Source organism: Streptomyces sp. NPDC048290, assembly GCF_040652095.1.
GTDB lineage: Bacteria > Actinomycetota > Actinomycetes > Streptomycetales > Streptomycetaceae > Streptomyces.
On the sequence record NZ_JBEZLM010000010.1, the window covers coordinates 32720 to 57168 of the forward strand.

At 71.4% G+C, this 24449-nt stretch carries 22 protein-coding genes and 1 riboswitch; of the genes, 16 read left to right on the top strand and 6 right to left on the bottom strand.

Features of this window, described 5'->3' with window-relative positions; all coding sequences use genetic code 11:
- Positions 1-18 precede the first annotated feature (18 nt).
- From glyA to gcvT, 3 genes are all read right to left on the bottom strand, one after another.
- Positions 19-1293 carry a serine hydroxymethyltransferase gene (glyA, locus tag AB0D49_RS18795; RefSeq protein WP_362758464.1) on the bottom strand — a complete coding sequence of 425 codons (1275 nt, stop codon included), beginning with the start codon at positions 1291-1293 and terminating at the stop codon, positions 19-21.
- Between the two features lie 15 nt (positions 1294-1308).
- Positions 1309-1689, bottom strand: a complete 381-nt coding sequence (gene gcvH / locus AB0D49_RS18800) for a glycine cleavage system protein GcvH (RefSeq protein WP_362758466.1) — start codon at positions 1687-1689, stop codon at positions 1309-1311.
- Between the two features lie 143 nt (positions 1690-1832).
- Positions 1833-2960 carry a glycine cleavage system aminomethyltransferase GcvT gene (gene gcvT, locus AB0D49_RS18805; protein ID WP_362758468.1) on the bottom strand — a complete coding sequence of 376 codons (1128 nt, stop codon included), beginning with the start codon at positions 2958-2960 and terminating at the stop codon, positions 1833-1835.
- A gap of 154 nt (positions 2961-3114) precedes the next feature.
- Positions 3115-3208, bottom strand: a riboswitch (glycine riboswitch).
- Between the two features lie 255 nt (positions 3209-3463).
- On the opposite strand from gcvT, the gene AB0D49_RS18810 reads away from it, so the two are divergent.
- From AB0D49_RS18810 to AB0D49_RS18855, 10 genes are all read left to right on the top strand, one after another.
- Positions 3464-4132: an AAA family ATPase gene (locus AB0D49_RS18810; RefSeq protein WP_362758470.1), complete on the top strand. Its 669-nt coding sequence runs from the start codon at positions 3464-3466 to the stop codon at positions 4130-4132.
- Positions 4133-4548: 416 nt separating this feature from the next.
- A complete protein-coding gene (locus AB0D49_RS18815) occupies positions 4549-5340 on the top strand; it encodes an enhanced serine sensitivity protein SseB (RefSeq protein ID WP_362758472.1) in 792 nt (263 codons plus the stop codon).
- 108 nt (positions 5341-5448) lie between these two features.
- On the top strand, positions 5449-6255 hold the full coding sequence (locus AB0D49_RS18820) for an enhanced serine sensitivity protein SseB C-terminal domain-containing protein (RefSeq protein ID WP_362758473.1): 807 nt from the start codon (positions 5449-5451) through the stop codon (positions 6253-6255).
- Positions 6256-6653: 398 nt separating this feature from the next.
- Positions 6654-7658, top strand: coding sequence for an ABC transporter permease (locus AB0D49_RS18825; protein WP_362758475.1), 1005 nt, complete (start codon positions 6654-6656; stop codon positions 7656-7658).
- A 70-nt stretch (positions 7659-7728) separates the two neighbouring features.
- Positions 7729-9543 carry an ABC transporter substrate-binding protein gene (locus AB0D49_RS18830; protein ID WP_362758477.1) on the top strand — a complete coding sequence of 605 codons (1815 nt, stop codon included), beginning with the start codon at positions 7729-7731 and terminating at the stop codon, positions 9541-9543.
- A gap of 110 nt (positions 9544-9653) precedes the next feature.
- Complete coding sequence (locus AB0D49_RS18835; protein ID WP_362758479.1) at positions 9654-10652, top strand: ABC transporter permease; 999 nt, start codon at positions 9654-9656, stop codon at positions 10650-10652.
- Positions 10649-11743 (top strand): ABC transporter ATP-binding protein, encoded by a 1095-nt coding sequence (locus tag AB0D49_RS18840; protein WP_362758481.1) that lies wholly within the window; start codon positions 10649-10651, stop codon positions 11741-11743. The genes AB0D49_RS18835 and AB0D49_RS18840 overlap by 4 nt, the downstream gene beginning before the upstream one ends.
- A 41-nt stretch (positions 11744-11784) precedes the next feature.
- Positions 11785-13272, top strand: coding sequence for a dipeptide ABC transporter ATP-binding protein (locus tag AB0D49_RS18845; RefSeq protein ID WP_362758894.1), 1488 nt, complete (start codon positions 11785-11787; stop codon positions 13270-13272).
- Positions 13273-13358: 86 nt separating this feature from the next.
- Positions 13359-14024, top strand: a complete 666-nt coding sequence (locus tag AB0D49_RS18850; protein ID WP_362758896.1) for a trimeric intracellular cation channel family protein — start codon at positions 13359-13361, stop codon at positions 14022-14024.
- Between the two features lie 93 nt (positions 14025-14117).
- Positions 14118-14963, top strand: coding sequence for a thioesterase family protein (locus AB0D49_RS18855; protein WP_362758483.1), 846 nt, complete (start codon positions 14118-14120; stop codon positions 14961-14963).
- A gap of 262 nt (positions 14964-15225) precedes the next feature.
- Here the strand turns inward: AB0D49_RS18855 and AB0D49_RS18860 are convergent, their stop codons facing one another.
- Positions 15226-15852 (bottom strand): TetR family transcriptional regulator, encoded by a 627-nt coding sequence (locus AB0D49_RS18860; protein ID WP_362758485.1) that lies wholly within the window; start codon positions 15850-15852, stop codon positions 15226-15228.
- Between the two features lie 137 nt (positions 15853-15989).
- Between AB0D49_RS18860 and AB0D49_RS18865 the strand changes: the two genes are divergently transcribed.
- The gene (locus AB0D49_RS18865; RefSeq protein WP_362758487.1) at positions 15990-17159 is read left to right on the top strand and encodes a cysteine desulfurase family protein; all 1170 of its coding nucleotides are present in this window, start codon (positions 15990-15992) and stop codon (positions 17157-17159) included.
- A 31-nt stretch (positions 17160-17190) separates the two neighbouring features.
- Here the strand turns inward: AB0D49_RS18865 and AB0D49_RS18870 are convergent, their stop codons facing one another.
- On the bottom strand, positions 17191-17895 hold the full coding sequence (locus tag AB0D49_RS18870; RefSeq protein WP_362758489.1) for an N-acetylmuramoyl-L-alanine amidase: 705 nt from the start codon (positions 17893-17895) through the stop codon (positions 17191-17193).
- A 60-nt stretch (positions 17896-17955) separates the two neighbouring features.
- Between AB0D49_RS18870 and mnmA the strand changes: the two genes are divergently transcribed.
- Complete coding sequence (mnmA, locus tag AB0D49_RS18875) at positions 17956-19092, top strand: tRNA 2-thiouridine(34) synthase MnmA (RefSeq protein ID WP_362758491.1); 1137 nt, start codon at positions 17956-17958, stop codon at positions 19090-19092.
- Between the two features lie 13 nt (positions 19093-19105).
- Here mnmA and AB0D49_RS18880 read toward each other — a convergent pair whose 3' ends face one another.
- Entirely contained in the window at positions 19106-19435 is a 330-nt protein-coding gene (locus tag AB0D49_RS18880; protein ID WP_362758493.1) for a DUF427 domain-containing protein, read from the bottom strand.
- A 74-nt stretch (positions 19436-19509) separates the two neighbouring features.
- Here AB0D49_RS18880 and AB0D49_RS18885 point away from each other — a divergent pair, with 74 nt between their 5' ends.
- The 4 genes from AB0D49_RS18885 (at position 19510) to ligA (ending at position 24160) form a co-directional block, all read left to right on the top strand.
- Positions 19510-20049 (top strand): TIGR00730 family Rossman fold protein, encoded by a 540-nt coding sequence (locus AB0D49_RS18885; protein ID WP_362758495.1) that lies wholly within the window; start codon positions 19510-19512, stop codon positions 20047-20049.
- Between the two features lie 17 nt (positions 20050-20066).
- Positions 20067-20765: an SDR family oxidoreductase gene (locus tag AB0D49_RS18890; protein ID WP_362758497.1), complete on the top strand. Its 699-nt coding sequence runs from the start codon at positions 20067-20069 to the stop codon at positions 20763-20765.
- Between the two features lie 131 nt (positions 20766-20896).
- A complete protein-coding gene (locus AB0D49_RS18895; protein ID WP_362758499.1) occupies positions 20897-21904 on the top strand; it encodes a methionine synthase in 1008 nt (335 codons plus the stop codon).
- Positions 21905-21919: 15 nt separating this feature from the next.
- Positions 21920-24160 (top strand): NAD-dependent DNA ligase LigA, encoded by a 2241-nt coding sequence (gene ligA / locus AB0D49_RS18900; protein WP_362758501.1) that lies wholly within the window; start codon positions 21920-21922, stop codon positions 24158-24160.
- Positions 24161-24449 lie beyond the last annotated feature (289 nt).

A 24449-nucleotide genomic window follows, 5' to 3' on the forward strand; every position in this document is an offset into this window, starting at 1 on the left:
ACTACGTGACGTGCGGGTTTACGGGTTCAGCGTGGGGTACAGCGGGTGCTTCTCGGCCAGCGCGGTGACCCGGGCCCTCAGCGCCCCGGCGTCGTACGACGGCTTCAGCGTCTCGGCGATCACATCCGCGACCTCGGCGAAGTCCTCCGCGGCGAAACCGCGGGAGGCCAGCGCCGGGGTGCCGATACGCAGCCCGGAGGTCACCATCGGCGGACGCGGGTCGTTCGGGACGGCGTTGCGGTTGACCGTGATCCCGACCTCGTGGAGCCGGTCCTCGGCCTGCTGGCCGTCCAGCGCGGAGTCCCGCAGATCGACCAGGACGAGATGCACATCCGTGCCGCCGGTCGCCACGCTCACCCCGGCAGCGCGGGCGTCGTCCGCCGTCAGCCGCTCGGCGAGCAGCCGCGCCCCCTCCACGGTACGCCGCTGGCGCTCCTTGAACTCCTCGCTCGCGGCCACCTTGAAGGAGACCGCCTTGGCCGCGATCACATGCTCCAGCGGGCCGCCCTGGAAACCGGGGAAGACCGCGGAGTTCAGCTTCTTCGCGAACTCCTTCGAGCGGGCCAGGATGAGCCCGCCGCGCGGACCGCCCAGGGTCTTGTGGGTGGTGGAGGTCACTACATCGGCGTGCGGCACCGGGCTGGGGTGCAGCCCCGCCGCGACCAGCCCCGCGAAGTGCGCCATGTCGACCCACAGATACGCCCCGACCTCGTCGGCGATCCGCCGGAACGCCGCGAAGTCCAGCTCGCGCGGGTACGCCGACCAGCCCGCGATGATCACCTTGGGGCGGTGCTCCTTGGCCAGCCGCTCCACCTCGGCCATGTCGACCAGACCGGCCCCGTCCACGTGGTACGCGACCACATGGAACTGCTTGCCGGAGAAGTTCAGCCGCATACCGTGCGTGAGGTGCCCGCCGTGCGCCAGGTCCAGGCCGAGGATCGTGTCCCCGGGCTGGGCGATGGCGAACAGCGCGGCCTGGTTGGCGGAGGCGCCCGAGTGCGGCTGCACATTGGCGTACTCGGCGCCGAACAGCTCCTTGGCCCGCTCGATCGCCAGCCGCTCGGTGACGTCGACGTGCTCACAGCCGCCGTAGTAGCGGCGCCCGGGGTAGCCCTCGGCGTACTTGTTGGTCAGCACCGAGCCCTGCGCCTCCATCACCGCGACCGGCGCGAAGTTCTCGGAGGCGATCATCTCCAGCGTGGACTGCTGGCGGCGCAGCTCGGCGTCGACGGCCGCGGCCACCTCCGGGTCGAGCTGGTGCAGCGGGGTGTTCATGGTGTTCTCGGCGGTCATGGGGTGGACGACTCCTCAGCCGGCGGAAAAGGCGGTGTACGCGTCGGCGGAGAGCAGCTCGGCCGGCTCGTCGGTGATCCTGACCTTGAACAGCCAGCCGCCCTCGAAGGGGGCCGAATTCACCAGCGCCGGGTCGTCCACCACGTCCTGGTTGAACTCCGTGACCTCGCCGGTGACCGGGGAGTAGAGGTCGGAGACCGACTTGGTGGACTCCAGCTCGCCACAGGTCTCACCGGCGGTGACGGCGGTCCCGACCTCCGGGAGCTGGGCGTAGACGACATCGCCGAGGGCGTTCGCGGCGAACTCGGTGATGCCGACCGTGGCCACACCGTTCTCGTCGGTGGCCGACAGCCACTCGTGTTCCTTGCTGTAACGCAGTTCCTGGGGGTTGCTCATGGCCTGAATTCTCCTGTACGGGTGTGGCGGGTGAGGTGGTGGGGGAGCGGGGAGGGCGCCGGTGACCGGCGCGAAGCCTTCCGGCGGGGCAGTGCGCAGCGCCCCGCGTCGTGCCCGGCGGCCCGCGTCGGACGCCCGCGGACCTACTTCTGGCGCTTGTAGAACGGCAGCGCGACGACCTCGTACGGCTCCTGGCTGCCGCGGATGTCGACCCCGACCCCGGCCGTGCCCGGCGCGGCGTGCGCGGCGTCCACGTACGCCATGGCCAGCGGCTTGCCCAGGGTGGGGGAGGGGGCGCCGGAGGTGACCTCGCCGATCACCGTGCCGTCCGCGACCACCGGATATCCGGCGCGCGGCACCCGGCGGCCCTCGGCGATCAGCCCGACCAGGACCCGCGGCGGCTCGGACTCGGCCCGCTTCGCCGCCTCCGCCAGGGCCTCGCGCCCGACGAAGTCGCCGTCCTTCTCGAACTTCACGACCGGGCCGAGCCCGGCGTCGAACGGGGTGAGGGCGGCGGTCAGCTCATGCCCGTACAGCGGCATACCCGCCTCCAGGCGCAGGGTGTCCCGGCAGGACAGCCCGCACGGCACCAGACCGACCGGCGCCCCGGCCTCGGTCAGCGCCTCCCACAGCGCCACCGCGTGCTCCGGCCGCACGAACAGCTCGAAGCCGTCCTCGCCGGTGTAGCCGGTCCGGGCGATCAGCGCGGGGACGCCCGCGACCGTGCCGGGGAGCCCGGCGTAGTACTTCAGCCCGTCCAGATCGGCGTCGGTCAGCGACTTCAGGATGCCGGGGGACTCCGGGCCCTGGACGGCGAGCAGCGCGTAGGCGTCCCGGTCGTCCCGCACCTCGGCGTCGAAACCGGATGCCCGCGCGGTGAGCGCGTCCAGCACGGTCTGGGCGTTGGAGGCGTTGGCGACGACCATGTACTCGGTGTACTCGGTCTCCGCGAGCCGGTACACGATCAGGTCGTCCAGGATGCCGCCGTCCTCCTGGCAGATCATGGTGTAGCGGGCGCGGCCGACCCCGACGGCGGCGATATTGCCGACCAGGGCGTAGTTCAGCAGTGCGGCGGCCTGCGGGCCGGTGACGGTGATCTCCCCCATGTGGGACAGGTCGAACAGCCCCGCCCGGGTCCGGACGGCGACATGCTCGTCCCGCTCGGAGGCGTAGCGCAGGGGCATGTCCCAGCCAGCGAAGTCGGTCATGGTCGCGCCCAGCGAGCGATGCAGGGCATCGAGCGCGGTACGACGGGGTGCGGCACTGCTCATCGGTGGATCTCCCAAGGCATGACGGCAAGCATGACGGCGAGGCGGGTCCTCCCCATCTGTCATCGGAACCTGAGAGGTTCGCCATGACCACGGACGGGTCAGGCTTGCACCTTGGGTGGAGCCACTGCGGCAGCGGCCCGCTTTTCAGATGTGCCTCGCCCGCGCGGTACGGGGCCTGAGAGATTCAAGGGAGGGACTTGCTCCTTCGGCGCCCCGGTGGTGACCGGGGACTCTCCCGCGCGGATTCAAGCGGCCGGTATGCAGTTAGGCGCGGCCATCATTGCACGCATCCGCCCGGCACGGCAGGGGGAGGCTTCCTGGCGGCGGGGCAGGTTTGGGGGGCCGTGCTCCATGGGCACGCAGTGTGGGCACGGAGATCGAAAGCTCTCTGTAGCAGGCTTGTTGCGCGATGCGAACGGAATGACGAGACACCGCGAATTACCTTCTCTTTACACTCGACGGGGAGGGGACCTCGTGAACCGCCCCAGGGGAGGACGATCACGGTGAACAGGACCACGGCGTACGCGACCGGCACGGGCGCCGCACTGCCCGGACAGCCGGCCGCGCCGGCCCGCGAGACCTGCCCCCCACTGGCCGCCCCGGTGGTCCGCGATCTGCGCGACCGGGCCGGCCGCAGCCCCCACGCCCTGCTCTTCGGCCCCCGTGACCTGGTCGTGGTCACCGGTCTGCCCGGCAGCGGCAAGTCCACCCTGATGCGGCGCACGGTGAAATCCGCCCGCATCGACTCACAGGACACCCGGGACCGCTGGGACCAGCGCACCCCGGGCCTGATCCCCTACACCGTCTACCGCCCCTTCGTCCGGATCGCCCACTACGCCGGGCTGCGCCGCGCCCTGCGCTCCGGCGAGGGGGTCGTCGTGCACGACTGCGGGACCCAGGCATGGGTGCGGGCCTGGCTGGCCCGCGAGGCCCGGCGCCGCGGCGGCCGGCTGCACATCCTGCTCCTCGACGTCACCCCGGAACAGGCCCTCCAGGGCCAGCGCGAGCGCGGCCGGGGCGTCTCCCGCTACGCCTTCCGCCGCCACCGCGGGGTCGCGGCGCGGCTCCTGCGCCGCGTCCAGAAGGGCCGCCTGCCCCACGGCTGCGGCTCGGCGGTCCTCCTGGACCGCGACGCGGCGAACCGCCTCCGCCGGATCGGCTTCACGGGGTAGAGCCAGGTTCGGGGGCCCGCCCCCAGCGCCGGGTTCGGGGGCCCGCCCCCAGAGCCGGGGTCGGGGGTGGCTCGGCGGGAGGGCCCGGCGGGCTCCGGGCCTGGGCGGCGAGCGCGGGAGTGCTCTGGCGTTCCGGCCGGTCCGGGGCGCCGGACGCACGCGGTGCCGCCCGCCGGGGGCGTGACCACGCGCGCCGCCGCACTCGGGCGGGCGTCCCGCCTTTCTCGGGGCCGGGGCTCCGGGAGGCATGGTGTACCGGACGCCTGGCGGCCCCGGGGGCATGGGCACACCGGACGGTAAGGGGCTGGCGGCTCCGGGGGACATGGACGCACCGGACGGCAGGACCCGGGTACCGATAGCCTTGCCGGTCAGAGCGAGTGGTACGTGGTTTTCGGCAGGCGGTAGGCGGTAGGCAGATGGACTTCCCGGCGGACCTTCCCGCGGAGTTTCCGGTGGGGGCGCACCCCCACCCGCACGGTGGCTGGCCCGGCAATGAGCTGGAGGAGGTGCTCTCCGCCTCCCTGGGGGTCCCGTCGGCCGGACCGCGGATCGTCGAGGTGCTGGGCCGGAGCTTCCTGTGGGTGCCGCTGCCCAACGGCGGCGGTCCGCACAGCGGCCCCCTGGACCTGCCCACCACCGAGATCGACGGCCAGGTCTACGTCCCGGTGTTCAGCTCCGAGGAACAGCTCCGCCAGGCCACCGGGCCGCACATGTCGTACACCATCGCGCCCGCCGTCGAGTTCGCGCGGGGGCTGCCGCCGCAGGCCGGGATCGTGCTCAACCCGGGTGGGACGGTGGGGATTCCGCTGCCGCCGCCCGCGGTGGCCGAGCTGTGCCGGGCGGGCCGTACCGCGCTGGACGGACCGGCGGGCGGTGGCCGGGTGCGGCTGTTCGAGCCGGACTGGCAGGACGACCCGGTGGACTTCCTCGCCGCAGCGTCCGCCGAGTTCGGCGCGCTCGGTGTGGTGGTGAGCGCCCGCCGCTGTCTGGCCGCGATCGAGACCGACGAACCGGTGCTGTTCATCGGCGTCGAACTCGCCGGGTGGGAGGGCGACATCAGGGCGCAGCCGCTGGCCGCGCTGGAGCGGGCGTTCACCGCCGCGCCGCCGCGCTGGCCGGTGAACCTGGTGCTGCTGGACGTGGCCCAGGACCCGGTGGCCACCTGGCTGCGGGACCAGGTCCGGCCGTTCTACACCCAGGGCCCGTGACCCGGCCCGCGCCGCCGCAGCGGACCCCGGATCGCGGGGCGCACGTAAGCTAGTGTCGCGGTCGAAAAAAGGGCGTTGCAAGCAGGCCACGAAGGGGCGGGGAAGACAGTGAGCGCGAGCGGCACCGCCGCAGCCGGCCAGGTCGAGCACACCCTGCGACAGGTGACGCCGGGACGGTACGACACCTACGAGGCCCTGCTGCACGCCCTGGCCACCCCCGCCGCGGGCCAGATCTGGATGCTGCTGTGGCACGGCCAGTCCGGCTCCCCCGACGCCCAGTACGGGAACATGGAGGTCGAGGGCCACGCGTACGCCCCGTGCGTGACCTCCGCGCAGGAGCTGTCGGCCAGCGGCTGGAACCGCTCCTACGAGGTGGTCGACGCCCTCGACGTGGCCCGCACCCTCTACCCCGACCACTACGGCCTCTGGCTCAACCCGCACGCCCCCGGCGGCGGCGTCGGTGTGCCCTGGCTCGATCTGCGGCGGATCGCCACCGGCCTGGACCGCCAGCCCGCCGGACCGCTGCGGCTGACCGAGCCCGCCGTCGAGGTCCCCCAGTTCTACGCGCTGCTCGCGCAGAACGCCCACCGCACCCAGGCGCTGCGCTCACTGCGCCGGGCCTGGGTACAGCCGGCGCTCGGAGCGCCGTATCTCGCCATCGGGCTGGAGGTGTACGACACCTCGCCGACCGCCGTGGACGCGGTGCGGGCGATGATGCATCAGTCGATCGGCGCCTGCCCGGACGGGCTGCCGGTGTCCACGGTGGTGATGTCGGACGAGTACTGCCCGGTCGCGATGTGGATGCGGGCCAACGCCCGGCCGTTCTACGACCGCGAGGCGCACGCCCCGGTGCCGCCCGCCCCGGCGCGGGCCCCCGGCGGGAGCTACGGCTACCCGCCGCCCGGGAGCTACTGACCGGTCGCCACCCGCGGCCACTTCCACCCCCTGTCCCACGCCCGTTCCCGCCCCGTCGGACGGCTGCCCATTCCGCGGACGATCATGTCCCGCTGAGTGGACCCGACGCTCCTCTCCGCGCGTAGAAGAGGGGGGAATCGGGGTAGTTCGCCGCTGTTGTCGCACTTTGGCCCTGTCCGGCCGCCGCTACCCACTGTCCGGATAACGGAACCCCCAGGACAGCATCACGTTTGCGCATCCATTCACCGTCAAGTCTGGCTACAGATCGCCAAAGCGTTGAAGACTCCCGCTCCAGGGGTGTCGCCCGGGTGTTCGCCCCCTGAGTACAACGGATTGACCACGCCGCCACCGCGGCAAGTGCGGGCCGGCTACCGCCGGTTGAGAGGGGTCCCTGCCAGATGACGGCACCATTGCACGAGCCGACCACCGAGGCTGCCCCGAGCGCGGCCGAGGAAGCGACGGCAGCAAGCGGCGCGAAGGCCGTACAGGGCCGGTCCCTGGGCCGGATCGCCTGGGAGCGGCTCAAGCGCGACAAGCTCGCGCTCGCGGGCGGCGCCCTCGTGCTCCTGCTCATCCTGGTCGCCGTGCTCGCCCCCGTGATCACCAGCCTCGCCGGACAGGACCCCGAGTCCCACCACGAGGACCTGATCGACCCGCTGTTCGGCACCCCGACCGGCTCCCTCGGCGGCATCAGCGGCGACCACTGGCTCGGCATCGAGCCGGTCAACGGCCGGGACATCTTCGCCCGGATCGTCTACGGCGCCCAGATCTCGCTGCTCGTCGGCTTTCTGTCCGCCCTGGTCGCCGTCGTGCTCGGCACCGTGCTGGGCATCCTGGCCGGCTTCTTCGGCGGCTGGGTCGACTCGGTGATCAGCCGGGTGATGGACGGTCTGCTCGCCTTCCCGCAGCTGCTGTTCATCATCGCCCTGGTCTCCGTGATGCCGAACGAGATGCTGGGCCTGACCGGCACCGGCGTCCGGCTCTTCGTGATGATCCTGGTCATCGGCTTCTTCGGCTGGCCCTACATCGGACGCGTGGTGCGCGGCCAGACGCTCTCCCTGCGCGAACGGGAGTACGTCGAGGCCGCCCGATCGCTGGGCGCCGGGCGCTTCTACATCCTGTTCAAGGAACTGCTGCCCAACCTCGTCGCCCCGGTCATCGTGTACACGACGATGATGATCCCCACCAACATCCTCACCGAGGCGGCGCTCAGCTTCCTGGGCGTGGGCGTCAAGCCGCCCACCGCCTCCTGGGGGCAGATGCTCTCCAGCGCCATCGACTACTACGACTCGGACCCCATGTACATGGTGATCCCGGGCGTGGCCATCTTCATCACGGTTCTGGCGTTCAACCTCTTCGGCGACGGCGTGCGGGACGCGCTCGACCCCAAGGGCTCCCGCTGAACCCGCCGTACCCCCCAAGCGACCCGTGGCTCTGCACGGGGTCTCTCATCAAATCCGGAGGACCGAGATCGTGACTTCCCAACGCACCTCAGGGCGGCGCAAGCAGGCCATGGCCGCTGCCGCGGTGGTCGCCGCGCTGCTGGCCACGGCGGCGTGCGGCGGCGGCGGTGGCAACGACGACAACGATGGCGGCGGTTCGAAGAACGGCGCGGCCGGCTTCGACGCGGCCAACAACAAGGTCGCCCAGGCCGAGCAGGTCAAGAAGGGCGGCACGCTGAAGTTCGCCGCGGCCCAGGACGCCGACTCGTGGGACACCACCCGCGGCTACTACGGCTTCATGTGGAACTTCTCCCGCTACTACGCCCGTCAGCTCGTCACGAACAAGACGGAGCCCGGCAAGCCCGGCGCGGAGATCACCCCGGACCTCGCCACCGCGGTCGCCGAGGTCAGCGACGACGGCAAGACCTACACGTACACCCTGCGTGACGGCGTCACCTGGGAGGACGGCAAGCCGATCACGTCCAAGGACGTGAAGTACGGCATCGAGCGTCAGTGGGCGCAGGACGTGCTCGCGGGCGGGCCGGTCTACCTCAAGGACGTCCTGGACCCCGAGGGCGAGTACCCGGGCCCCTACAAGGACAAGGCCGCCGACAAGCTGGGCCTGAAGGCGATCGAGACGCCGGACGACAAGACCATCGTCTTCAAGCTGCCGAAGGCCAACTCGGACTTCGAGGAGATGCTCGCGCTGACCTCGGCGTCCCCGGTCCGCCAGGACATGGACACCAAGTCCAAGTACGGCCTGAAGCCGTTCTCCTCCGGCCCGTACAAGTTCGAGTCGTACGAGCCCGGCAAGTCGCTGACGCTGACCCGCAACACCAACTGGGACCAGGCGTCCGACCCGGTGCGCAAGGCGTACCCGGACAAGATCACGGTGAACTTCTTCACCAACGCCAATGACATGGACGCCCGTCTGATCAACGGCGACTTCGACCTGGACCTGAACCAGACCGGCATGTCCCCGCAGGGCCGCACCACCGCCCTGAAGGAGCACAAGGCCAACCTGGACAACCCGGTCTCCGGCTACATCCGCTACGCGGTCTTCCCGCAGAGCGTCAAGCCGTTCGACAACGAGGCGTGCCGCAAGGCCGTGATCTACGGCGCCGACCACGTCTCCCTCCAGAACGCCCGCGGCGGCCCCATCGCCGGTGGTGACATCGGCACCAACATGCTCCCGCCGTCGGTGCCGGGCTCCGAGGGCCAGGCGTACGACCCGTACAAGCTGGCCACCGACAACAAGAGCGGCAATGTCGACGAGGCCAAGAAGCTGCTCGCCGAGTGCGGCCAGCCCAACGGCTTCAAGACCACCATCGCGGTCCGCAACAACAAGCCGGTCGAGGTGGCCACCGCCGAGTCGCTCCAGGCGTCCCTGAAGAAGATCGGCATCGACGCCGAGATCGACCAGTACGACGGCTCGCAGACGGCCGGCATCATCGGCAGCCCCTCCAACGTGGAGAAGAAGGGCTACGGCATCATCATCATGGGCTGGGGCCCGGACTTCCCGTCCGTGCAGGGCTTCGGTCTGCCGCTGTGGGACAGCAGCTACATCCTCGACAGCGGTAACAACAACTACGCGCTGATCGACGACAAGGCCATCGACGGCCTCTTCGACGACTACGTCAACACCCTCGACGACGCGGGCAAGACCGAGATCGCCAAGGAGATCAACCACGCGGTGATGGAGGGCGGCTACTACCTGCCCTTCGTCTTCGAGAAGTTCATCAACTGGCGCTCGGACCGGCTGGCCAACGTCTACACCTCCGACGGCTACAGCGGCATGTACGACTTCGTGAACCTCGGTCTGAAGTCGTCCGCCGCCGCGGAGTAACCGGTACACCCGCCGTACGGCACGAAAGGCAGGTGAAGGCCGGCGTGGCCTGACCGCGGACCACCGGACAACCTCCGGTGGTCCGCGCTCCGCGCCGCGGGCCGAGCGCTGTGCTCACTTATCTCATCAGGCGGCTGTTCGCCGCCGTCGTGATGCTGGTCGTCGTCATCGTCGTCGTCTTCAGCATCTTCTTCCTCGTCCCCAAGTGGGCGGGCGTGGACATCGCCACGAGCTTCGTGGGCAAGCAGGCCGACCCCGCCGCGGTCGAGGCCGTGCGGACCAAGCTGGGCCTGAGCGAGCCCATCTACGTCCAGGTCTGGGAGTTCTTCAAGGGCATCTTCACCGGCCGCACCTACGCGGCGGGCGGCGATGTCACCCACTGCTCGGCGCCCTGCTTCGGCTACTCCTTCCGCAGCGAGCAGGCCATCTGGCCGGTGCTCACCGACCGCTTCCCGGTGACCCTGGGCCTGGCGCTCGGCGCGGCGGTGCTGTGGCTGCTGATCGGCGTCACCGCCGGTGTGATCTCCGCCCTCAAGCGGGGCACCCTGTGGGACCGGGGCGCGATGGTCGTCGCGCTCGCCGGTGTCTCCCTGCCGATCTACTTCACCGGTCTGCTCAGCCTCGCGATCTTCTCCTACGGACTGGGCTGGATCGACGCCCAGTACGTACCGCTGGAGGAGAGCTTCTCCGGCTGGCTCGGCGGGATGATCCTGCCGTGGATCACCCTGGCGTTCCTTTACGCCGCCATGTACGCCCGGATCACCCGGGCCACCATGATGGAGATCCTCGGCGAGGACTACATCCGCACCGCCCGCGCCAAGGGCCTGCGGGAGACGGTCGTCATCCGCAAGCACGCCATGCGCTCCACCATGACGCCCATCCTGACCATGCTGGGCATGGACATCGGAGCCCTGATGGGCGGCGCGATCCTGACCGAGACCACCTTCAGCCTCCCCGGCCTCGGCCAGGCGGTGCTGTCGGCGATCAAGAACCAGGACCTGCCCGTCATCCTCGGTGTCACCCTGATCACCTCGCTCGCGGTGCTGCTCGCCAACCTCGTGGTGGACGTCCTGTACGCCGTGATCGACCCCCGAGTGAGGCTCGCATGACCGACCTGAGCAAGACCGGAGCGGCGGTGGGCGAACCCGTCGCCGCCAAGGCGCCGACCGCCTTCCTGGACGTGCGCGACCTGAAGGTGCACTTCCCGACCGACGACGGCCTGGTCAAGTCCGTCGACGGGCTCAGCTTCCAGCTGGAGAAGGGCAAGACCCTCGGCATCGTCGGCGAGTCCGGCTCCGGCAAGTCCGTGACCAGCCTCGGCATCATGGGCCTGCACACGGCCGGGCAGTACGGCAAGCGCAAGGCGCGGATCTCCGGCGAGATCTGGCTGCACGGCACCGAGCTGCTGTCGGCCCCGGCCGACCAGGTCCGCCGGATGCGCGGCCGTGAGATGGCGATGATCTTCCAGGACCCGCTGTCCGCGCTGCACCCGTATTACACGATCGGCCAGCAGATCGTGGAGGCGTACCGCATCCACCACGACGTCGACAAGAAGACCGCCCGCAGGCGGGCGATCGAGATGCTCGACCGGGTCGGCATCCCGCAGCCCGACAAGCGTGTCGACAACTACTCGCACGAGTTCTCCGGCGGGATGCGCCAGCGCGCGATGATCGCGATGTCGCTGGTCAACAACCCCGAGCTGCTGATCGCGGACGAGCCGACGACCGCGCTGGACGTCACCGTCCAGGCGCAGATCCTGGACCTGATCCGCGATCTCCAGACGGAGTTCGGCTCGGCGGTCATCATCATCACCCACGACCTGGGGGTCGTCGCCGAGCTGGCCGATGATCTGCTGGTGATGTACGGCGGCCGGTGCGTGGAGCGCGGCCCGGCCGAGAAGGTGTTCTACGAGCCCCGCCACCCCTACACCTGGGGACTGCTCGGCTCGATGCCCCGGCTCGACCGCGACCAGCAGGAACGGCTGGTGCCCGTCAAGGGCTCCCCGCCCTCCCTGATCAACCTCCCGTCCGGCTGCGCCTTCAACCCGCGCTGTCCGTACGCCGACGTCCCCAAGGACAATGTGACCCGTACGGTCCGCCCGGAACTGGCCGAGGTCGGCAGCCGGCACTGGGCCGCCTGCCATCTGTCCCCGGAGCAGCGCGAGCGGATCTGGACCGAAGAGATTGCGCCGAAGCTGTGAGTGACAACGGACAGGGCACCCAAGAGGGCCAGGGCGACGCGGTGAGCATCCCCGCGCAGAGTCAGGGCCAGAGGCAGGGCCAGAGTCAGGGCACCGCCACTCTCGCCGCGGACCCCGCTCCCGGCGAGGTCCTGCTGCGGGTGAGCGGGCTCCAGAAGCACTTCCCGATCCGCAAGGGCCTGCTCAAGCGGCAGGTCGGCGCGGTCCGCGCGGTCGACGGGCTGGACTTCGAGGTGCGCGCCGGGGAGACCCTCGGTGTGGTCGGCGAGTCCGGCTGCGGCAAGTCGACCATGGGCCGGCTGATCACCCGGCTGCTGGAGCCGACTGCCGGGACCGTGGAGTTCGAGGGCCGGGACATCACCCATCTCGGGGTGAGCGGGATGCGTCCGCTGCGCCGCGATGTCCAGATGATCTTCCAGGACCCGTACTCCTCGCTGAACCCGCGCCACACCATCGGGACGATCATCGGCGCCCCCTTCCGGCTCCAGGGCGTCACCCCCGAGGGCGGGATCAAGCAGGAGGTGCAGCGGCTGCTGTCGGTGGTCGGGCTCAACCCCGAGCACTACAACCGCTACCCGCACGAATTCTCCGGCGGTCAGCGCCAGCGCATCGGCATCGCCCGCGCGCTGGCCCTGAACCCCAAGCTGGTGGTGGCCGACGAGCCGGTCTCCGCGCTGGACGTGTCGATCCAGGCGCAGGTGGTCAATCTGCTGGACGACCTCCAGACCGAGCTGGGCCTGACCTATGTGATCATCGCGCACGACCTCTCCGTCGTCCGGCATGTCTCGGACCGGATCGCGGTGATGTACCTCGGCAAGATCGTGGAGCTGGCCGACCGGGACCTGCTCTACAAGACGCCGATGCACCCGTACACCAAGGCCCTGATGTCGGCGGTGCCGATCCCGGACCCGTCGCGCAAGTCCGCCCGCAGCGAGCGCATCCTGCTGCGCGGGGACGTCCCCTCGCCGATCTCCCCGCCGAGCGGCTGCCGCTTCCACACCCGGTGCTGGAAGGCGACGGAGATCTGCAAGACGCAGGAGCCGCCGCTGATCGAGCTGCGGCCCGGCCAGCAGGTGGCGTGCCACCACCCGGAGAACTTCGAGGACCAGGCCCCGCAGGACACCGTGCTGCTGACGGTGGCCAAGGAGGCGGCCGAACTGGTCGCCGACGAGGTCCTGGCGGAGTCGGCGGAGACCAGCGCGGCGGTGGCGAAGGCGGTCGCGGGGGAGTCGGGGGCTGCGGGGGAGGCGGTCGCGGAAGAGACCGGGACTTCTGCGGAGGCGGCGGTCGCGGAAGGGTCCGGGACTTCTGCGGAGACGGTCGCGGAGGAGTCCGGGGCTGCGGGGGAGGCGGTCGCCGAAGAGTCCGGGGCTGCGGGGGAGGCGGTCGCGGAGGAGTCCGAGGCTCCGGCGGCGGTGGTCGCCGAAGAGTCCGGGACCCCGGCGGAGCCTGCCGCGGAGGAGGCCGGGACCCCCGCGAAGGCAGTCGCCGAAGAGTCCCAGGCTTCACCGGAGGCTGAGCAGAAGTAACCAGCGTGACATCCGGCCCCTGCCTTGCTTCATAAGGTGGGGGCCGCTCGCTGGCTGAGAATGCCAGGGTGCGTGACAATGGCGGGGTGCTCGAACCGTTCTTCAGCCCTTCCGTCCAGCACACGCTCGACCTGATCGGCATCTTCGTCTTCGCGATCTCCGGCGCCCTGCTGGCGGTCCGCAAGAACTTCGACGTCTTCGGCATCGCCGTGCTCGCCGAGGCCACGGCGCTGGGCGGCGGACTCTTCCGGGACCTGGTGATCGGCGCGGTGCCCCCGGCCGCCTTCACCGATGTGGGCTACTTCGTCACCCCGCTGTTCGCCGCCCTGCTGGTGATCTTCCTCCACCCCCAGGTGGAACGTATCCAGTCCGGGGTGAACGTCTTCGACGCGGCCGGTCTCGGCCTGTTCTGCGTCACGGGCACGACCAAGGCGTACGAGTACGGACTCGGGCTGCACGCGGCGGCGGCGCTCGGCCTCGCGACCGCCGTGGGCGGCGGTGTCCTGCGGGACGTCCTGGCCAACGAGACCCCCTCCCTGCTGCGCTGGGACCGCGATCTGTACGCCGTCCCGGCGATCGTCGGCGCCCTGATGGTCGTCGTCTGCATCCGCTACGACGCGCTGACCCCGCTGACCAGCGGGCTGGCGGCGGTCACGGCGTTCGTGCTGCGGCTGCTGGCGATGCGCTACCACTGGCGGGCGCCGAGGGCGTGGAACCGCCGGTCGACGGTCCGGGAGGGGGAGGGGGCGTGAGCCGCGTACCGCAGGCCGCGCCGCGCATGGCGCGCCATAGATGATTCCCGGCCAAAGCTACTGCTTAGTATGTGATTGATGTACCGTACCGCTATGGCTCAGGCATCCCAGGCGACCATCGGCGACAGCGAGTTCGACCGCGACACCGCGGTGGTCCGCCGCTCCGAGGGCGTCTACGACATCGACCTCTCGCCCGGCTGGACGATCATCAACGCCGTCAACGGCGGCTATCTGCTCGCCGTCCTGGGCCGCGCCCTCGCGGACGCGCTGCCGCACCCCGACCCGTTCACCGTCTCCGCGCACTACCTGACGGCCTCCCGGCCCGGCCCCGCCGTGGTCCGCACCGACGTGGTCCGCTCCGGCCGCACCCTCTCCACCGGCCAGGCGTCCCTGTTCCAGTACGACGACCAGGGCCGCGAGGTGGAACGCATCCGCGTACTGGCCTCGTACGGCGATCTGGGCGGGCTGCCCGACGACGTCCGCACCGCCGCGAAGCCGCCCGCGATGCCGCCGGTGGAGCAGTGCTTCGGTCCCCAGGACGCCCCGGCGCCGCTGCCCGGCAGCTCCGAGATCACCGACCGGCTGATGATCAAACTCGACCCCGCGACCCTCGGCTGGGCGCTCGGCCAGCCGTCCGGCAAGGGCGAGATGCGGGCCTGGCTCGGTCTGGCCGACGGCCGGGACGCCGATCCGTTCGCCCTGCTCCTGGCGGTGGACGCGCTGCCGCCGACCGCGTTCGAGCTGGGTATCAAGGGCTGGGTGCCGACGGTGGAACTCACCGTCCATGTCCGCTGCCGCCCGGCCCCCGGCCCGCTGCGCGTCTCGATCACCACCCGCAATCTCGCCGGGGGCTTCCTGGAGGAGGACGCGGAGGTCTGGGACAGCGCGGACCGGCTGGTGGCGCAGTCGCGCCAGCTCGCGCGGGTGTGGTCGGGCTGAGCGCGGGTCGCCTACCGGGGCGGACGCGGGGGCGGTCGGCGGGGCGGTGCGTCGGTCGGACGGCGGGGCGGTAGGCGGGTCGGTGCGTCGGTCGGACGGCGGGGCGGTAGGCGGGTCGGTGCGTCGGTCGGACGGCAGGGCGGTCGGCGGGTCGGTCAGTGGGCCGGACGCCGGGTCTGTCTGCGAGCCGGACGCCGGGTCGCTCAGCAGGGCGGACGCCGGGTCGGTCGGCGCGGGGTCGGACGCCGGGTCCGTCGGCGGGTCAGGGGCGCCACCGGGCGCGGCCCAGGCTGATCAGGCGGAGCTGGTCCGTGGCCGTGTGGATCAGGTGGTCGCGCTCCGCCGGGGCGGACTCCAGGACCTCCAGCAGCCGGGCGGCGGTGAGCAGCATGTGGTCGACGTAGAGGCCCGCGAGCATCCGCAGATCGGCCTCGCTCCAGCCCTCGGACAGCGGGTCGAGGGCGAGTTCGTCCTTCACCTCCTCGGTGAAACCGGCCAGCTGCGCCTGGATCGCCATCCGCACCGGACGGACCCCGCCGTGCTGCTCCCGGGCCAGGAAACGGACGTGCGCGGGGTGCTCCTGGACGTAACAGGTGATCAACTCCATGGCCCCGACGATCCGTTCCTCGCTGCTGCCGGCGTTCGCGACCGTCGCCCGCACCAGCGGGCGCAGACTGTCGAGCGCCTCGTCGACCAGGGCGACCCCGAGGTCGGCGGTGGAGCGGAAGTGCCGGTAGAAGGCGGTCGGGGCGACACCGGCGGCCCGGGTGACCTCCCGTAGGCCCAGGCTGCTCAGGCTCTGCTCGGCGAGCAGTTCCAGCGCCGCGTCCAGCAGGGCCTGGCGGGTCCGCTGCTTCTGGGCCTGGCGGGCACCGAGGGTGTGACTCATGCCGTGCAGTCAACAGGGGTTTGCCGGGACGGCCAAGCCCGATCCGAGGATCGGCGGAACTGTCCGGTCCCGGAGTTTCCGGAACGTCCGTCCCCGCAGACGAGGAGCCCGCCCGGTCGCCGTAGAATCGGCACACCATGGCTTATCTCGACCACGCCGCGACGACTCCGATGCTTCCGGAGGCGGCCGAGGCACTCACCGCCCAGCTGGGCATCACGGGCAACGCCTCCTCCCTCCACGCGTCCGGCCGCGCCGCCCGGCGCACGGTCGAGGAAGCCCGGGAGACCCTCGCCGAGGCGCTCGGCGCCCGTCCCAGCGAGGTCGTCTTCACCTCGGGCGGCACCGAGGCCGACAACCTCGCCGTGAAGGGCCTGTACTGGGCCCGCCGCGCCGCCGACCCGGCCCGCACCCGGGTCCTGGCCAGCCCCGTAGAGCACCACGCCGTGCTGGACGCGGTGCACTGGCTCGGTGAGCACGAGGGCGCCACCGTCGAGTACCTCCCCGTCGACTCCTACGGCCGGGTCTCTCCCGACGCCCTGCGCGAGGCCCTGGCCCGCGACCCCGACGACGTGGCCCTCGCCACGGTGATGTGGGCCAACAACGAGATCGGTACGGTGCTGGCGGTCCGGGAACTCGCCGAGGTCGCCGCCGAGTTCGGGGTGCCGCTGCACTCCGACGCGGTGCAGGCGTTCGGCCAGGTGCCCGTCGACTTCGGGGCGTCCGGGCTCGCCGCGCTGACCGTCTCCGGGCACAAGATCGGCGGCCCCTACGGGATCGGGGCGCTGCTGCTCGGCCGGGAGTACAGCCCCGTACCCGTGCTGCACGGTGGGGGGCAGGAGCGGCATGTGCGGTCCGGGACGCTGGATGTGCCCGCCATCGCCTCCTTCGCCGTCGCCGGACGGCTCGCGGCGGCGGAGCGGGAGTGGTTCGCGCGGGAGATCGGGGCGCTGCGCGACCAGCTGGTCGACGCCGTGCGCGCGGCGGTGCCCGACGCGATCCTGGGCGGGGACCCGGCGCCCGGCGGACGGCTTCCGGCCAACGCCCACTTCACTTTCCCCGGCTGTGAGGGGGACTCCCTGCTGCTGCTGCTCGACGCCCAGGGCATCGAGTGCTCCACCGGGTCCGCCTGCACGGCCGGGGTGGCGCAGCCCAGCCATGTGCTGCTGGCCACGGGGGTCGATCCCGACCTCGCCCGGGGGACCCTCCGGTTCTCCCTGGGGCACACCTCCACCGAGGCGGATGTCGAGGCGGTGGCGAAGGCGATCGGTCCGGCGGTGGAGCGGGCCCGCGCGGCGGGGCTGAGCTGAGAGCGGGCCTCAGGGCGGCGCGGGCGGCGCCTCAGGAGGAGCGCGGGGTGGCCGTGGGGGTGGGCGTCGCCGACGTCGAGGCCGTGGCGGCTCTTCGGACCAGGATCAGATAGCGGTCCCAGTCCCAGTGCGGGCCCGGGTCCGTGTGGTCCGTGCCCGGGACCTCCACATGCCCGATGATGTGCTCCCGGTCGACCGGGATGGCGTACCGGGCGCATATACCGGCCGTGAGCCGCGCGGAAGCCGCGTACATGTCGTCCGTGAAGTCCTGGGGGCGGTCCACGAAACCGGCGTGCTCGATGCCGACACTGCGTTCGTTGTACTCCCGGTTGCCCGCGTGGTACGCCACGTCCAGCTCGCGGATCATCTGGTTGATCCGGCCGTCCTGACCCACTATGTAGTGCGACGCCGCTCCATGGCCCGGGTTCTGGAAGGCACGGACCGCGCTGTCGAAGCTGCCCTGGGTGACATGGACGATCACCATGTCCACCGTGTAGTCGGCCGGGCGGTCCGCGCGGCGCCAGTTCGCCGAGGACGCCGCCACCCAGTGCGCGCCCCCGAAGTCCACGGCGCCGTCCTCCCGCGGCTTGGCCACGCCCGGCACCTGCCACCACAGCTCCGACAGCCGGTCGTGCGCCGCCCACGCGCCCGCGCCGACCGCCGCCGCCGCGCCGCCGATGATCAGCGACCGCCGGCCGATGCGCGCGCCGGACCCGGGCGCCTTCGTCTCCTCCATGTGATCGAGAACGGATACTCGCGGGCCCTGGTTCCCGGGCCCCCTTACCCTGGAGGAGCTATGACTGACACCCCGCAGCGCTCCCGTCCCCTCCGCGTCCTCGCCGCCATGTCCGGCGGGGTCGATTCCGCCGTCGCCGCCGCCCGTGCCGCCGAGGCGGGCCATGACGTGACCGGCGTCCATCTGGCGCTCTCCGCGAACCCGCAGTCCTTCCGTACGGGCGCGCGCGGCTGCTGCACCATCGAGGACTCCCGGGACGCCCGCCGCGCGGCGGACGTCATCGGTATCCCGTTCTATGTGTGGGACCTCGCCGACCGCTTCCGTGAGGACGTGGTGGAGGACTTCGTCGCCGAGTACGAGGCGGGCCGGACGCCGAACCCCTGTCTGCGCTGCAACGAGAAGATCAAGTTCGCGGCCCTGCTGGACAAGGCGCTCGCGCTCGGCTTCGACGCGGTGTGCACCGGCCACTACGCCAAGGTCGTCACCCTCGCCGACGGTTCCCGCGCGCTGCACCGCGCCTCCGACATGGCCAAGGACCAGTCGTATGTGCTCGGTGTGCTGGACGAGCGGCAGCTCGCGCACGCGCTGTTCCCGCTCGGCGACACCGTCACCACCAAGGACGAGATCCGCGCGGAGGCCGAGCGGCGCGGTCTGGCCGTCGCCAAGAAGCCCGACTCGCACGACATCTGCTTCATCGCCGACGGCGACACCCAGGGCTTCCTGGCCCGCCGTCTGGGCACCGCCGAGGGCGCCATCGTCGACGAGTCCGGCCACCGCATCGGCACCCACGAGGGCGCCTACGGCTTCACCATCGGCCAGCGCAAGGGCCTCAGGATCGGCACCCCGGCCGCCGACGGGAAGCCGCGCTACGTCCTCGACATCTCGCCCGTCGACAACACGGTGACGGTCGGCCCCGCCGCCGCCCTCGATGTCTCGTCCCTCACCGCGATCAAGCCCCGCTGGTGCGGCACGGCCCCCACGGGCCCCGGCACCTACACCGCCCAGCTCCGCGCCCACGGCGACGAGACCGAGGTCACCGCGGAGGTCGTGGACGGCACGGAACTGCACGTCTGCTTCACCGCCCCCGTCCGGGGCGTGGCCCCCGGCCAGGCGATCGTGCTGTACGACGGCACGCGCGTGGTGGGGTCGGCGACGATCGCGACGACCACGCGCGCGACGGCGGCGCCCGCCGTATGACGGGCGCGGGGCGTCAGACGGCCTCCACCTCGTAGAAGCACAGGTGGTCCTTGATCCGCGCCACGTCCGTCTTCGGGTCCGGGTAGCCCCAGACCAGGTCGGCGGCGTCGGGCAGGGACCAATAGGAGGCCGTTCCCTTGAACGGACAGTAGGTGTGGGTCTCGGAGGCCGTCAGAAGGTCCAGACGGACGTCCTCGGCCGGGATGTAGTACCGCGCGGGACAGCCGGTCTCGCGCAGGACGAGGGCGCGGTCGCTCTCGGCCAGCACCTGGCCGCCGTGGACCGCGCGTACGCGCTGCTCGCTGGGCTCGATCGTGATCGTGTGTCCGTGTCCGTTGGTCATGACAGGAACAGCGCGCGGGGCCCTCGGCTTCTTCCCCCTCCGCGGTCCTTTCCCCCCGCCCGTACGGTGTTCCCATGAACATCTGTGTCTTCCTCTCCGCCAACGATCTCGCCGACCGCTACACCCGCCCCGCGCGGGAGTTCGCTGAACTGATGGGCAAGGGCGGGCACACGCTCGTCTGGGGCGGTTCCGACACCGGTCTGATGAAGGTCGTCGCGGACGGGGTGCAGGAGACGGGCGGGCGCCTGGTGGGCGTCTCCGTGGAGTTCCTCGCGGCGAAGGCGCGGGCGGGCGCCGACGAGATGGTGACCGCGCGGGACCTCGCCGAGCGCAAGCGGCTGCTGCTGGAGAAGGCGGACGCGGTGGTCGTCATGGTCGGCGGCACCGGAACGCTCGACGAGGCGACGGAGATCCTGGAGCTGAAGAAGCACGGGCACACCGACAAGCCGGTCGTGCTGCTGAACACGGCGGGCTTCTACGACGGGCTCAAGGAGCAGTTCCGGCGGATGGAGGCGGAAGGGTTCCTGCCGGTCCCGCTGAGCAGCCTGGTGTTCTTCGCCGAGGAGCCGGTGGCGGCGCTGGCGTACCTGGAGGAGAGCCGGGGCGAGGTCTGATCGCCGGTGGTGCGAGCATGGCGGGCATGGCTACACATGTGATCACCGGGGCCGGTTCGGGTATCGGCGCGGCCGTCGCCCGGCGGCTGCACACCCGCGGCGACGACCTCGTGCTGCACGCGCGGAACGTGGGGCGGGCGCGGGAGCTGGCGGCGGAGTTCCCCGGCGCCCGGACGCTGGTCGGCGATCTGGCGGACCCGGCGCGGCTCTCCTGGGCGCTGTCCCACCAGACGCTGCCCGACCGGGTGGACTCCCTGCTGCACATCGCCGGGGTGGTCGACCTCGGCCCGGTCGGCGACCTGACCCCCAAGACCTGGCGCCACCAGCTGGACGTGAACCTGATCGCGCCGGCCGAACTGACCCGCCTCTTCCTTCCCCAGCTGCGGGCCGCGCGCGGGCATGTGCTGTTCGTGAACTCGGGCGCGGGGCTGCGGGCCAGCGCGGACTGGTCGGCGTACGCGGCGTCCAAGCACGGACTGAAGGCACTGGCCGACTCCTTGCGACAGGAGGAGCACGCCCAGGGGGTGCGGGTCACGACCGTGTACCCGGGGCGTACGGCCACGTCGATGCAGGTGCGGGTGCATCAGCAGGAGGGCCGGGAGTACGACGCGGCGGACTGGATCGACCCGGAGTCGGTGGCGACGACGATCGTGACGGCGCTGGACCTTCCGAGGGACGCGGAACTGACCGACGTGACGGTCCGCCCGGGGAGGTAGGGGCGGACGTGGCTCTTTTCGGGCACCTTTTCGGTTGGCCGAGTCGGGTGGTGGGGTGGGCATAGGTGTGGGGGGCTGGGGGCGGAGCCCCCAGGGGGGTCACCGGGGCGGGCGGTACGTACGCTTCGGGGGTGAGTGAAGAGACGTTGCCGGTCTTCGGCGGAGCCACCGGCGTCGGGTCCATGCCCGACGGCGACGCCAGGGAGACGGCCAAGACGGTCACCGGGACCTTCGAGGACTTCCCGTACCTCGCCGAGCTCCCCGCCAGAGGCCCCGGCGCCGACATGATCGGCCGCACCGCAGGGCTCCTCGTAGAGCTGTACGCCCGTGTGGAACCCAGCGGCTGGCGCATAGGGGACCGCCCCGGCCGGGACACCCGCAGGGCCCGCTCCTGGCTGACCGAGGACCTGGACGCGCTGGAGGAGTTCACCCAGGACTACACCGGCCCCCTCAAGGTCCAGGCGGTCGGCCCCTGGACCCTCGCCGCCGCACTGGAGCTGCGCAACGGAGAGGCCGCCCTCTCCGACCCCGGCGCCTGCCGCGACCTCGCCGCCTCCCTCACCGAGGGCCTGCGCCTGCACCTCGCGGAACTGCGCCGCCGTATCCCCGGCGCCCGCCTGGTGCTCCAACTGGACGAGCCCTCCCTCACCGCCGTACTGCGCGGCCAGGTCAAGAGCGCCAGCGGCTACCGCACGCACCGCGCCGTGGACCGCCAACTGGTCGAGGCCACGCTCCGGGACACCGTCGCCGTCCACCCGCACGGCCCGGTGATCGTGCACTCCTGCGCCCCGGACGTGCCGTTCGCCCTGCTGCGCCGGGCCGGCGTGAAGGGCGTCTCCTTCGACTTCAGCCTGCTCACCGAGCGTGACGACGAGGCGATCGGCGAGGCCGTCGAGGCGGGCACGCGGCTGTTCACGGGTGTCGTACCGGGCACGGACGGCCCATTGTCAGACCCTGCCGGTAGCGTCATGGGTGTCAGGACGCTGTGGCGCAGGCTGGGGCTGCATCCGGGCCTGCTCGCCGACGCCGTGACGGTCACCCCGTCGTGCGGCCTGGCGGGCGCCTCGCCCGCGTACGCCCGCAAGGCCCTCGCCCACTGCGTCCGGGCGGCGAGATCCCTCGCGGACAACCCAGAGTAACGGGAGGACGACACGGTGGCCGGCGACAAGCAAGCGCAGACGACGGCGGTGCCCGCCGAGGCACGCGAGAAGCACGCCAGGCTCGCGGAGCAGGTCGAGGAGCACCGCTTCCGGTACTACGTGAACGACGCTCCGGTCGTCAGCGACGCGGAGTTCGACCGGCTCCTGAAGTCCCTGGAGGCGCTGGAGGAGACGTATCCGGAGCTGCGCACCCCGGACTCGCCGACCCAGAAGGTCGCCGGGTCCTACGAGACGGAGTTCACGGCCGTCGAGCACCGCGAGCGGATGCTGTCGCTGGACAACACGTTCAACGACGAGGAGCTGGCCGCCTGGGCGGACCGCATCGCGCGGGAACTGGGCGAGCAGGAGTACCACTTCCTGTGCGAGCTGAAGGTCGACGGCCTCGCCGTCAACCTCACCTACGAGCAGGGCCGTCTCACCCGCGCCGCCACCCGCGGCGACGGCCGCACGGGCGAGGACATCACCCCCAACGTCCGTACGATCGCCGAGATCCCGGACCGGTTGCAGGGCGACCGGGTCCCGGACGTGGTGGAGATCCGCGGCGAGGTCTACTTCCCGATGGACGAGTTCGCGGCGCTCAACGCCCGTCTGGTGGAGGCCGGTGACAAACCGTTCGCCAACCCGCGCAACGCGGCGGCCGGTTCCCTGCGCCAGAAGGACCCCCGCGTCACCGCCACCCGCCCCCTGCACATGGTGGTGCACGGCATCGGCGCCCTCTCCGGCTTCGACGGCATGAACCGGCTCTCGGAGGCGTACGACCTGCTCCGGACCTGGGGCCTGCCCACCTCCCCGCACAACCGGGTGGTGGACGACCTGGACGGGGTCCGCGCGTTCATCGCCCACTACGGCGAGAACCGCCACTCGGTGGAGCACGAGATCGACGGCGTGGTCGTCAAGCTGGACGAGATCCGGCTCCAGGGCCGCCTGGGCTCCACGGCCCGCGCCCCGCGCTGGGCCATCGCGTACAAGTACGCGCCGGAGGAGGTCAACACCAGGCTGCTCAACATCCGGGTGGGCGTCGGCCGCACCGGGCGGGTCACCCCGTACGCGCAGGTGGAGCCGGTGACCGTGGCCGGTTCCGAGGTGGAGTTCGCCACCCTGCACAACCAGGACGTGGTCAAGGCCAAGGGCGTGCTCATCGGGGACACGGTGGTGCTGCGCAAGGCCGGTGACGTGATCCCGGAGATCCTCGGCCCGGTGGCCGATCTGCGGGACGGCAGCGAGCGCGAGTTCGTCATGCCCGCCGCCTGCCCCGAGTGCGGTACGCCGCTCAAGCCGATGAAGGAGGGCGACGTCGACCTGCGCTGCCCCAACGCGCGCGGGTGCCCCGCCCAGTTGCGTGAGCGGCTGTTCTACCTGGCGGGCCGCAAGGCGCTGGACATCGAGCACTTCGGCTATGTGGCCGCCGCCGCGCTCACCAACCCGCTGGAGCCGAAGACCCCGCCGCTCGCCGACGAGGGCGATCTGTTCGATCTGACCATCGAGCAGCTGCTGCCCATCAAGGCGTACGTCCTGGACCAGGACAGCGGGCTGCCCAAGCGGGACCCGAAGACCGGCGAGGAGAAGATCGCCACGGTCTTCGCCAACCAGCAGGGCGAGCCGAAGAAGAACGCGGTCGCGATGCTGGAGAACATCGCGGCGGCCAAGGAACGCCCGCTGGCCCGGATGCTGACCGGTCTTTCGATCCGTCATGTGGGCCCGGTCGCCGCCGAGGCACTCGCCCGCGAGTTCGGCTCCATCGACCGGATCGAGCAGGCCAGTGAGGAGGAGCTGGCCGCCACCGAAGGCGTCGGCGCCATCATCGCCGCCTCCCTCAAGGAGTGGTTCGCCGAGGAGTGGCACCAGGAGATCCTGCGCAAGTGGAAGGCCGCCGGGGTGCGGATGGAGGAGGAGCGCTCCGCCGAGGACGAGGGACCGCGCCCCCTGGAGGGCCTCACCGTCGTCGTCACGGGCACGCTGGAGCACTTCACCCGGGACGGCGCCAAGGAGGAGCTCCAGCGGCGTGGAGCAAAGGTGACCGGTTCGGTTTCGAAGAAGACGGCTTTCGTGGTGGTGGGGGACAATCCCGGGTCGAAGTACGACAAGGCGATGCAGCTGAAGGTGCCCGTGCTCGACGAGGACGGCTTCACCGTGCTCCTCGAACAAGGGCCCGAGGCCGCCTCCGAGGCCGCGCTCCCGGTGGAACAGCCCGCCGCGCCGGAGGCGCCTGACGCGGCGGAGGAGACGGCGGGCTGAGTCAAGCAGCCCACGCCCCGCGCCCCTGAATTCATGGGCCAAGGCCACCCGTTCGGCGCATACCAGACGCATACGGGTGGCCGGGGCGCATTCGGGCAACCGTCGTCGACCGCTGCCCGTGGACCCCTTCCGCGGCCTACTGTTGAGCTGTGCGCCTGCCGTGCCCAGCTGCGGTCGGGGCAACCCCGTGCTGTTCAGGAGCCGGGGAAAGGGCTTTCCGACGCGGTGCCCTGGATCGAAGTCGGGCATCGGGCCGCCTGGCACGGGCACCGCCGGCCGTGAGAGGGAC

Excerpts from the sequence above, each read along its gene's own strand:
- AB0D49_RS18840 (WP_362758481.1), top strand. The coding sequence starts at position 10,649 with ATGACCGACCTGAGCAAGACCGGAGCGGCGGTGGGCGAACCCGTCGCC.
- AB0D49_RS18890 (WP_362758497.1), top strand. The coding sequence starts at position 20,067 with ATGGCGGGCATGGCTACACATGTGATCACCGGGGCCGGTTCGGGTATC.
- AB0D49_RS18855 (WP_362758483.1), top strand. The coding sequence starts at position 14,118 with ATGGCTCAGGCATCCCAGGCGACCATCGGCGACAGCGAGTTCGACCGC.
- gcvH (WP_362758466.1), bottom strand. The coding sequence starts at position 1,689 with ATGAGCAACCCCCAGGAACTGCGTTACAGCAAGGAACACGAGTGGCTG.
- AB0D49_RS18865 (WP_362758487.1), top strand. The coding sequence starts at position 15,990 with ATGGCTTATCTCGACCACGCCGCGACGACTCCGATGCTTCCGGAGGCG.
- AB0D49_RS18885 (WP_362758495.1), top strand. The coding sequence starts at position 19,510 with ATGAACATCTGTGTCTTCCTCTCCGCCAACGATCTCGCCGACCGCTAC.
- AB0D49_RS18880 (WP_362758493.1), bottom strand. The coding sequence starts at position 19,435 with ATGACCAACGGACACGGACACACGATCACGATCGAGCCCAGCGAGCAG.
- AB0D49_RS18870 (WP_362758489.1), bottom strand. The coding sequence starts at position 17,895 with ATGGAGGAGACGAAGGCGCCCGGGTCCGGCGCGCGCATCGGCCGGCGG.
- AB0D49_RS18825 (WP_362758475.1), top strand. The coding sequence starts at position 6,654 with ATGACGGCACCATTGCACGAGCCGACCACCGAGGCTGCCCCGAGCGCG.
- AB0D49_RS18815 (WP_362758472.1), top strand. The coding sequence starts at position 4,549 with ATGGACTTCCCGGCGGACCTTCCCGCGGAGTTTCCGGTGGGGGCGCAC.
- glyA (WP_362758464.1), bottom strand. The coding sequence starts at position 1,293 with ATGACCGCCGAGAACACCATGAACACCCCGCTGCACCAGCTCGACCCG.
- mnmA (WP_362758491.1), top strand. The coding sequence starts at position 17,956 with ATGACTGACACCCCGCAGCGCTCCCGTCCCCTCCGCGTCCTCGCCGCC.
- AB0D49_RS18860 (WP_362758485.1), bottom strand. The coding sequence starts at position 15,852 with ATGAGTCACACCCTCGGTGCCCGCCAGGCCCAGAAGCAGCGGACCCGC.
- gcvT (WP_362758468.1), bottom strand. The coding sequence starts at position 2,960 with ATGAGCAGTGCCGCACCCCGTCGTACCGCGCTCGATGCCCTGCATCGC.